Source organism: Robiginitalea sp., assembly GCF_049588695.1.
Lineage (GTDB): Bacteria > Bacteroidota > Bacteroidia > Flavobacteriales > Flavobacteriaceae > Robiginitalea.
This window is the reverse complement of record NZ_JBAVZJ010000215.1, coordinates 1-8,466: the sequence shown is the minus strand read 5'-3', so window position 1 is coordinate 8,466 and position 8,466 is coordinate 1. Positions and strand designations below refer to the sequence as shown.

Here is an 8,466-nt window from a genome sequence, read left to right as displayed (position 1 = left end):
ACGTATCGGCATCCTTTCGGTCCCTGAGTTTTCGACCTTCCATAAATGAGCGCGACTTCCTGCTTTTCGATTGCTTCTTATTGTAAAAAGAAATTGCAAAATACACCAGCACCAACCCGCCGAATATGTAGAATACTTCATTTCCCATGACCTTCAAAAATAGGAGTTTATGTTCGTATTTTAAAATGCTGCTTTGCCTGTTCTTTTCTGAAAAAAAGCAGGCCTTCCCTGTAGCTCTCTACCACTACCCGAACGGAAGGATGCAGGCTGATTTGCTCCCACAGGGCATATGTAGAAGCGGAACCTCTTAAATTGCCCAGGTATACGATGCTGTCATTGTGCCATTGCCCGGGGTCGCTGAGGATTTCTCCCACTTCATGTGAGGGTTTATCAAAAACAAGGAGATCAAAGGGAGGCCCCTGTAGGGTGGAATCCACCTCCAGGTTCCCCCGGATTCCGGAATTCCCGGGCAGGTTGGAAACCCACCAAATGCGCTTTGGGTTGAAATGTACCCTGGCGGCTCTGAGTAGCCTTTGCCTTGAAACCCCCTGTTTTAACGCCTTGGTGTATACGGCCCGATCCAGGAATTCGTATATAAACGGGGAGTGAACCCCATGCTTGTTTTTGGCCTGAAACCAGAAGAGTACTTTGTTAAAAATCCCGGACATTAGGCATCATACTTGGGGTTAAATGTTTTCAATCCTCCATTTCAATTGATGAAAGCTCGAACCATCGCTCCGTTTTTGCCTCCAGTGCACTGAGCACTGAGGCGAATTCCCTGGATGCCTTATCGAGTTCCTCACCCGGGAGCTCTGGTGTCATCATCCGCGTTTCGAGTTCGGACTTTTGTTTTTCGAGTTGATTGATGTCCTTTTCCAGGGCATTGATTTCACGTTGTTGCGTATAACTGAGCTTCCCTTTTCTCGGCGACGTTGATTTTTTTGAAGGTTCCTCTTTTTCAGCCTCAGGTTTTTGCACGGTTTCAGATTGCTGACGAAATTCCCGCATATCTGAGTAGTTTCCGGGGAAATCTGTAATTGTACCTGCCCCATCGAACAGGAAGAGGTGATCGGTGATTTTGTCCATAAAGTACCGGTCGTGGGAGACGATCAGCAAGGTGCCGGGATAATCCAGGAGGAAGTTTTCCAGGACATTTAATGTGATGATGTCCAGATCATTCGTAGGTTCATCAAGGATGAGGAAATTGGGGTTTTGGATCAGTACGGTACATAAAAAAAGCCTTTTTCGCTCCCCTCCGCTCAACTTCTCCGTAAAATCATACTGTTGTTTCCGATCGAAGAGGAACCGCTCCAACAACTGCTGTGCACTGAGTTCGCGTCCTTTTTTCAAAGGGATATAATCCCCGAATTCCCGGATCACATCTATGACCCGTTGCCCGGGTTGCACCTGAAGTCCTTCCTGGGTATAGTACCCCATTTTGAGGGTTTCGCCCCGGACTACTTTACCGGTATCCGGAGGGATATTGCCACATACAATCTCCAGAAAAGTCGATTTTCCACTGCCGTTGGACCCGACCAGGCCCACGCGTTCACCCCGTTTGAAATTGTGGCTGAAATTCTCAAAAAGGAGCCGCTCCCCATACTTTTTTGAAATATTATGGAGTTCCAGGACTTTAGTGCCCAGGCGTTCCATCTGGATCTCGAGTTCCACTTCGTGAATTTTGCGTCTTTCCGAAGCCCGGTCCTTGAGGGCGTCGAAATCGGCAATCCGCGCTTTTGATTTGGTTGTCCGTGCCTTGGGCTGGCGGCGCATCCATTGTAATTCCTTTTTGAAAAGGGCTTTGGTCTTCTGCAGATTTACCGCCTGAAAGGCCTCCCGGGACTCTTTTTCCTGAAGGTAATAGGCGTAATTGCCCTTATAGTTGTGAAGCACCCCTTCATCAAGTTCCAGGATATGATTACACACCCGGTCCAGAAAATACCTGTCATGGGTGACCATAAACAGGGTGCCGACATTGTCTTTAAAATAAGCTTCCAGCCATTCGATCATCCCCAGATCCAGATGGTTGGTGGGTTCGTCCAGAATCAGGACATCCGGCGTATCCAACAAAATATGCGCAAGGGCCAGCCTTCTGCGTTGGCCTCCCGACAAACTTCCCACCCGCACTGCAGTATCGTCTAGTCCGAGTTTAGAAAGAATTTGTTTGTATCGGGTTTCAAGGTCCCAGGCATTGGCCTGTTCCATGGCTTCAAAAGCGCGCTGGTAGGCTTTCTGGTCTTCCGGGTTTTCCAGGGCTTTTTCGTACTCGGCTATAATTTCAACCAGGGTGTTGCCGGAAGCAAAAAGGGTTTCGTAGACTGTCAGGGCCGGATCCAGGTAAGGCTCTTGTTCGAGATATCCTATTTTCAGACCCTTCCGCGTGGTTACCTCCCCGCTGTCGGCATTGTGTTTGCCGGCGAGAATGTCGAGGAGGGTGCTTTTTCCAGTCCCGTTTCGCGCGACAAGGGCAATTTTTTGACCCTGATTAATACCGAATGTAAGATCGGAGAACAACACCCGCTCTCCGAAGGATTTGGTGAGATTTTCAGCACTGAGTAGGTTCAAAGTGAGAATTTTTCCATGTGAATCAAAAATATATAGCGAAGCATCAGGGCACACCATAATGGAACGACTACGGGTGAAAACACCTGCACTCCGGTAAGCCAAAGCCCTGCGCAAAGACCCAGGAATACTAAAAGCAATACCAAATATTTGCGAATGCCTGGCTTTCCTTTGGGCCGTGAGAATACACCAAAGGCCAAAAACAAATTTACCGGGAAGGCCCACAATAGGTTGGCATTCCAGGCCGTCGCTGTATGGTCCGTAAAAAACCAGAGAAACAACAGGAGCCAACCGGCGGCCCCGCTGGCGAAAAAGAGTAAGAAATCAAGTACGCTGCTGCGCGTTTGGTTTCGATAGTCTATCCAGGTAATTGCAAGGGTTAATCCCAAAACCAAAAGCATCCAAAAGAGGGGGGTGGCTGTAAAAACAGCATCGGATTTTGGACTCTTCAAATCGAGAATTGGTCGTTTTCGCCCTCCAAGGGCATGGTCCTCTAAGGAGGCGTTATCAACTTGTTGCTCCACGTATTTCGGGAGGAATGAGAATTCACTTCCTGCTGCGTTGCGATCGATTACTGCACCCAGGGCGAGGTCTATCCCGAAACTGGACCATGAGTTCCAGTATAAATTCTCATGAATCAGATACCTGAAGCTTCGGGCCTCCCTGAGATGTTCATAGGAATACTCCAGGGAAGGACCGAGGACCCTGCTGAGGACTTCCGGAATCTTGGTGGCACAATTCTCAAAGAGAAAGTCGTATTTGTAAAACCTGTTTTCGGGTTGGTTGTTTTCCTCCAAATAGTCTAAAAGTGCCTTGGTTTCACTTTCTGAAAGGTTCAGAAGTTGTTCCCGCACGTACCGGTTTTCGAGTTGATAGGTGTACAGGAAGTTCTCGAAGCGCTGTTTGGAAAGGGCGTACGGAAGTTTGCCCCTTACGAATTTTACATAGAAGTTAGGGGTGTCAAAATCAAAGGTACCGTAGTTGTATACCCAGTCGATACCCAGGGAGGGGTCCCTGAACCTAAATGCACTATGGCCAAAAGTCGAGTATAATTCGGTGCCCGGGCCACAAGTGATTACGCTAAACTGGGCTCCCGGACTGGCCGTTACGGGCTGTGCCCGTGAAATGGAAATGGACAACAGGCAAGTCAGTAAAAAAAGCAGGGAGGGTCCTTTCATTGTTGGCAGGGATTCTCATCCAGGGTTTGGATCAAAGTTCCGAATAATTTATATACCTGCAACCCCCTGTCCGGGCGTTGGCAAAAATTGGATAAATTCGGGATAGCGCGGTTTAAGTGATTTATACTATTTTTACGTCAACCGACCTGGAATTATGAAGCATCTTCCGAATCTCATTACGCTCTTAAATGTGCTTTTTGGCTCTATTGCCGCAGTTTTCGCGGTATTGAACCGCTTGGAATGGGCAGCTGTATTTTTTATACTCGGGGTACTTTGTGATTTTGCCGATGGGTTACTGGCCCGAAAAATGGATGTGCAGTCCGAACTGGGTATTCAACTCGATTCCCTGGCTGATATGATCACCAGTGGCCTGGTTCCGGGGCTTGTCATGTGCCAGTTGCTGGCGATGTCTGTAAATGCCGGGTGGAATGCCGATAGCTTTTTTGCGGAAGCCCTGGATAGCGACGGTTGGTGGGGTGCCTGGTTTCCTTTTGTCGGTCTACTGATTACCATGTCTACGGCCCTGCGGCTTGCCCGTTTCAACCTGGACGAGAACCAGGTCAACTCATTTGTTGGGTTACCCTCCCCGGCCAATGCACTCCTGATTCTTTCACTTCCTCTAATCCTGATGTACAATGGAAGTGAGTTTACCAATACCCTGATACTGAATCCACTCTTTTTATTCGGCCTGACAATTTTGAGTGCCTACCTGTTAAACGCCCCGCTCCGATTATTTGCACTGAAATTCGACAATTACAGTTTTAAGGACAATAGTATCAAATACATCTTCCTGATAATCAGCCTGGTTTTGGTGCTTACCCTGCAGTTTCTGGCGATCCCTTTGATCGTAATCGCTTATGTATTATTCTCATTGATGGATTCGAAGACTTCCGATACCCCGCTAAGGGACTAAAAGGAAAGTTTCTTTTTGCGAAGTTCAAAATTCTGTCCTAGGTATACTTTGCGAACCATTTCGTCTTCGGCCAGGTCTTCCGGAATACCCGATTTGAGGATGCCCCCCTCGAACATAAGATACGACCGTTCCGTAATGGCCAGGGTTTCCTGCACATTGTGATCCGTGATCAGGATTCCAATGTTTTTGTTCTTTAGCTGGGCCACAATCCGTTGTATGTCTTCAACGGCCACAGGGTCTACCCCGGCGAAAGGCTCATCGAGAAGGATAAAGGAAGGATCGGTGGCCAGTGCTCTGGCAATTTCAGTCCGGCGCCTTTCTCCACCCGATAAGAGATCACCCCGGTTCTTGCGGATATGGCCGATCCCAAATTCTTCCAAAAGATTTTCCAGGCGTTCGAGCTGCTCTTTTTTACTGAGTTTGGTAAGTTGTAAAACGCTCAGGATATTGTCCTCTACACTTAATTTCCTGAAAACAGAAGCCTCCTGGGCGAGGTATCCAATCCCGTATTGAGCTCTTTTGTACATCGGGAAATTGGTGATTTCTGTCTCATCCAGGTAAATATTTCCGCCGTTGGGTTTTATCAGGCCGACAATCATATAGAATGATGTCGTTTTTCCGGCCCCGTTTGGGCCCAGCAAGCCTACGATTTCACCCTGGTTTACCTCCAGGGAAATCCCCTTGACCACTTTCCGGCCCCGGTAAGACTTCATGATATTTACGGCTCTGAGCTGCATCTTCAGTGGGTTAAAACTACTTCTTTTTACCCCCGGTAAAAAAGAATTTGAGAATATTTAACGGTGGAGCGGGGTCCTTTACTTCCTCTTTCGACGTCTTTCCGCCTCCATTTTTTCTTTTCTGGCCTGGTTTTTCAAAACCCTCCCCGATATAAAAATGCTTATCTGGTAGAGGATCAGTACGGGTACGGCAACAATGATCTGGCTCGCTACGTCCGGAGGTGTAATTATGGCTGACAGGATCAGTACCAGTACCATCGCTATTTTTCGATATTTGGTCAGAACCTCCGGCGTGACCAGGCCTACTTTGGTGAGGAAATAGATGATAATGGGCAATTCAAACATAATACCACAGGCAATTACAGAAGCCCGGACCGTCGAGATAAATGACGAGATGTCGATTTCGTTGAGTACTTCTTTACTGACCTGATAGGTGCCCAGAAAGTTTATGGAAAGGGGTGCTACTACATAATACCCAAAAAGTACGCCCATAAAAAACAGCAGGGAGGCAATAAGTATAAACCCCCTGGAATTCTTACGTTCATTTTCGTAGAGCCCCGGACTGATAAACTTCCACATCTCATAGAGCAGATAGGGGAAACCAATTATAAACCCAGCCCAGATCGAAGTCCAGATATGGGCTGAAAACTGCCCTGCCATCGTCCGGTTCTGAATGGTAAATGGAAGGGAGTCTGCACAAAAGGCCGATTCAAGACCCATACGCGTTGCGATATCGCAGAATAACCTGTAGGTGGGAAAACTCATTTTCTTGGGCCCGAAAATGACGGTATCGAAAATGAAGTCTTTCATCAGGAATGCGACCATCCCTATCAATACAATCGCCACGGTCGAACGGATCAGATGCCACCGCAGGACCTCCAGATGATCCAGGAAGGACATCTCATTGGGATTCTTTCGCGCTTCAGCCATCAGATGATACCTTCCTTAATGAGGTTGTGAATATGGACAACGCCCTGATATTGACCGTCATTAACCGCCAGTAATTGTGAAATATCATTGTCCTGCATTCTTTTCAGGGCTTTGATGGCCAGGACATTTGTTCCTATAGTTTTTGGATTGGCACTCATGATATCCCGGGCCATGAGCCCACTAATATTGTCGTATTTATTGAGCATCCTGCGAATGTCCCCATCTGTAATAATCCCAATGAGTTTTCCATTGTCGAGCACAGCCGTAACCCCGAGCATTTTTTCAGAAATCTCCACAATAGCATCTTTTACGGGGGTATCCGCAGAAACCTGTGGCATCAGATTCTGCCCGGTGATGTCCCCTACGGTCAGGTAGAGTTTTTTTCCGAGTGTTCCACCGGGGTGGTATTTTGCAAAATCCCGACTGCTGAACCCTCTTAACTTTAAAAGGCAAATGGCCAGGGCATCGCCCATGACCAATTGTGCCGTGGTGCTGGTTGTGGGGGCCAGATTATTCGGACAGGCCTCTTTTTCAACAAAGGTATTTAGTACGAAATTGGCTTTCTCAGCCAGGAAAGAGTCCGTATTCCCCGTCATACCGATCAGGGTATTGGTTCCCCGCTGAATGAGGGGTACGAGCATTTTTATCTCAGGCGTGTTCCCGCTTTTTGAGATACAGATCACGACATCGTTTTTCTGGATTGTTCCAAGGTCCCCATGTATGGCATCTGCGGCATGCATAAAAATAGCCGGAGTACCCGTGGAATTCATGGTAGCGACGATCTTTGAGGCGATGATCGCACTCTTGCCAATCCCGCTGATCACTACCCGTCCTTCTGACTGAAGAATGCAGGAAACGGTTTCTGCAAAATCTGCATCGATCAGGGAACTCAGGTTTCCAATGGCAGCAGCCTCAGAGTCAATAGTCTTGCGTGCTATATTCAGTATCGCTTTCTGATCCTTCAAGGTTTCTTTAAAATTAAAAATGAACCCCCGGTTTCCTTAAAATAGGCTTAAAAAAGATGGTCATCTCAAAGAATATGCTATCTTTAAGAAACAAAATTACACAAACTTATTTGAAAGAATTCCAATCTTTTCCCTTTTCCCGACAGGGCTTTGTTTTTCTTCCAGAAGCCCGCACCAAACCGGGGGAGATACCCTGAATAATCTTTGGGGAATGTGCAGAACTGGTGAAGCATGATTAAACGAGATATTGATTTAAAGGGGTCCCTAAAAAAGTTTTTTGGGTTTTCACAATTCAAAGGCCTTCAGGAGGAAGTTATTAAAACCCTCCTCGAGGGCAGGAATACTTTTGTAATCATGCCTACCGGAGGCGGAAAGTCACTTTGTTACCAGCTTCCTGCCCTGATTGAGGAGGGAACTGCCATCGTGGTATCCCCCCTGATTGCACTTATGAAAAATCAGGTAGATGCCATCCGCGGCGTGTCAAATGAGGAGGGGGTAGCACATGTATTGAACAGTTCCCTGACTAAAAACGAAATAAAACGGGTAAAGGATGATATTAAAAGCGGGATAACCAAGCTGCTCTATGTCGCCCCGGAATCCCTGACCAAAGCCGAGTATATTGAATTTCTCAAAGGGGTCAAGCTCTCCTTTGTGGCTATAGATGAAGCCCATTGTATCTCAGAATGGGGGCATGATTTCAGACCCGAATACCGCAACCTCCGTTCGATTATCGAACGCCTGGGGGAAGACATTCCCATTATTGCCCTTACGGCAACGGCAACCCCGAAGGTGCAGGAGGATATCCTAAAGAATCTTGGAATTACGGATGCACGGGTTTTTAAGGCTTCCTTCAATCGTCCGAACCTCTTTTATGAAGTGCGTTTGAAAACCAAGAATGTAGATGCCGATATCATCCGGTTCGTTAAAAAGAATGTGGGCAAATCGGGAATCATTTATTGCCTGAGCCGCAAGAAAGTGGAAGGCCTTGCTCAGGTGCTGCAGGTTAATGGAATCTCTGCAGTTCCCTACCACGCTGGGTTTGATGCTAAGACGCGCTCCAGGTATCAGGACATGTTCCTGATGGAAGATGTGGACGTCGTAGTGGCTACTATAGCCTTTGGTATGGGTATCGATAAGCCGGATGTACGGTATGTTATCCATCACGATATTCCGAAAAGTAT

8 protein-coding genes are annotated in these 8,466 nt (G+C 47.3%); 2 read left to right on the top strand and 6 right to left on the bottom strand.

What is annotated here, in order from left to right; all coding sequences use genetic code 11:
• Window positions 1-167 precede the first annotated feature (167 nt).
• The 3 genes from WBV75_RS05135 to WBV75_RS05125 are packed head-to-tail and all read right to left on the bottom strand — an operon-like array spanning window position 168 to window position 3,740.
• Window positions 168-668 carry a hypothetical protein gene (locus WBV75_RS05135; RefSeq protein WP_424119574.1) on the bottom strand — a complete coding sequence of 167 codons (501 nt, stop codon included), beginning with the start codon at window positions 666-668 and terminating at the stop codon, window positions 168-170.
• A gap of 28 nt (window positions 669-696) precedes the next feature.
• The gene (abc-f, locus tag WBV75_RS05130; protein ID WP_424119573.1) at window positions 697-2,565 is read right to left on the bottom strand and encodes a ribosomal protection-like ABC-F family protein; all 1,869 of its coding nucleotides are present in this window, start codon (window positions 2,563-2,565) and stop codon (window positions 697-699) included.
• On the bottom strand, window positions 2,562-3,740 hold the full coding sequence (locus WBV75_RS05125; protein ID WP_424119572.1) for a DUF4105 domain-containing protein: 1,179 nt from the start codon (window positions 3,738-3,740) through the stop codon (window positions 2,562-2,564). Before WBV75_RS05125 ends, abc-f begins: the two co-directional genes overlap by 4 nt.
• A gap of 154 nt (window positions 3,741-3,894) precedes the next feature.
• On the opposite strand from WBV75_RS05125, the gene WBV75_RS05120 reads away from it, so the two are divergent.
• On the top strand, window positions 3,895-4,653 hold the full coding sequence (locus tag WBV75_RS05120; protein WP_424119571.1) for a CDP-alcohol phosphatidyltransferase family protein: 759 nt from the start codon (window positions 3,895-3,897) through the stop codon (window positions 4,651-4,653).
• Here WBV75_RS05120 and lptB read toward each other — a convergent pair.
• The 3 genes from lptB to WBV75_RS05105 all read right to left on the bottom strand — a co-directional run bounded on the left by lptB (window position 4,650) and on the right by WBV75_RS05105 (window position 7,285).
• A complete protein-coding gene (gene lptB, locus WBV75_RS05115) occupies window positions 4,650-5,390 on the bottom strand; it encodes an LPS export ABC transporter ATP-binding protein (protein WP_424119570.1) in 741 nt (246 codons plus the stop codon). The two genes, WBV75_RS05120 and lptB, sit on opposite strands and share 4 nt — an antisense overlap.
• Before the next feature lie 78 nt (window positions 5,391-5,468).
• Window positions 5,469-6,320, bottom strand: a complete 852-nt coding sequence (tatC, locus tag WBV75_RS05110) for a twin-arginine translocase subunit TatC (protein ID WP_424119569.1) — start codon at window positions 6,318-6,320, stop codon at window positions 5,469-5,471.
• Complete coding sequence (locus tag WBV75_RS05105) at window positions 6,320-7,285, bottom strand: KpsF/GutQ family sugar-phosphate isomerase (protein ID WP_424119568.1); 966 nt, start codon at window positions 7,283-7,285, stop codon at window positions 6,320-6,322. The genes tatC and WBV75_RS05105 overlap by 1 nt, the downstream gene beginning before the upstream one ends.
• 231 nt (window positions 7,286-7,516) lie before the next feature.
• On the opposite strand from WBV75_RS05105, the gene WBV75_RS05100 reads away from it, so the two are divergent.
• A partial coding sequence (locus WBV75_RS05100) for a RecQ family ATP-dependent DNA helicase (protein WP_424119567.1) occupies window positions 7,517-8,466 on the top strand: 950 nt, incomplete at its 3' end.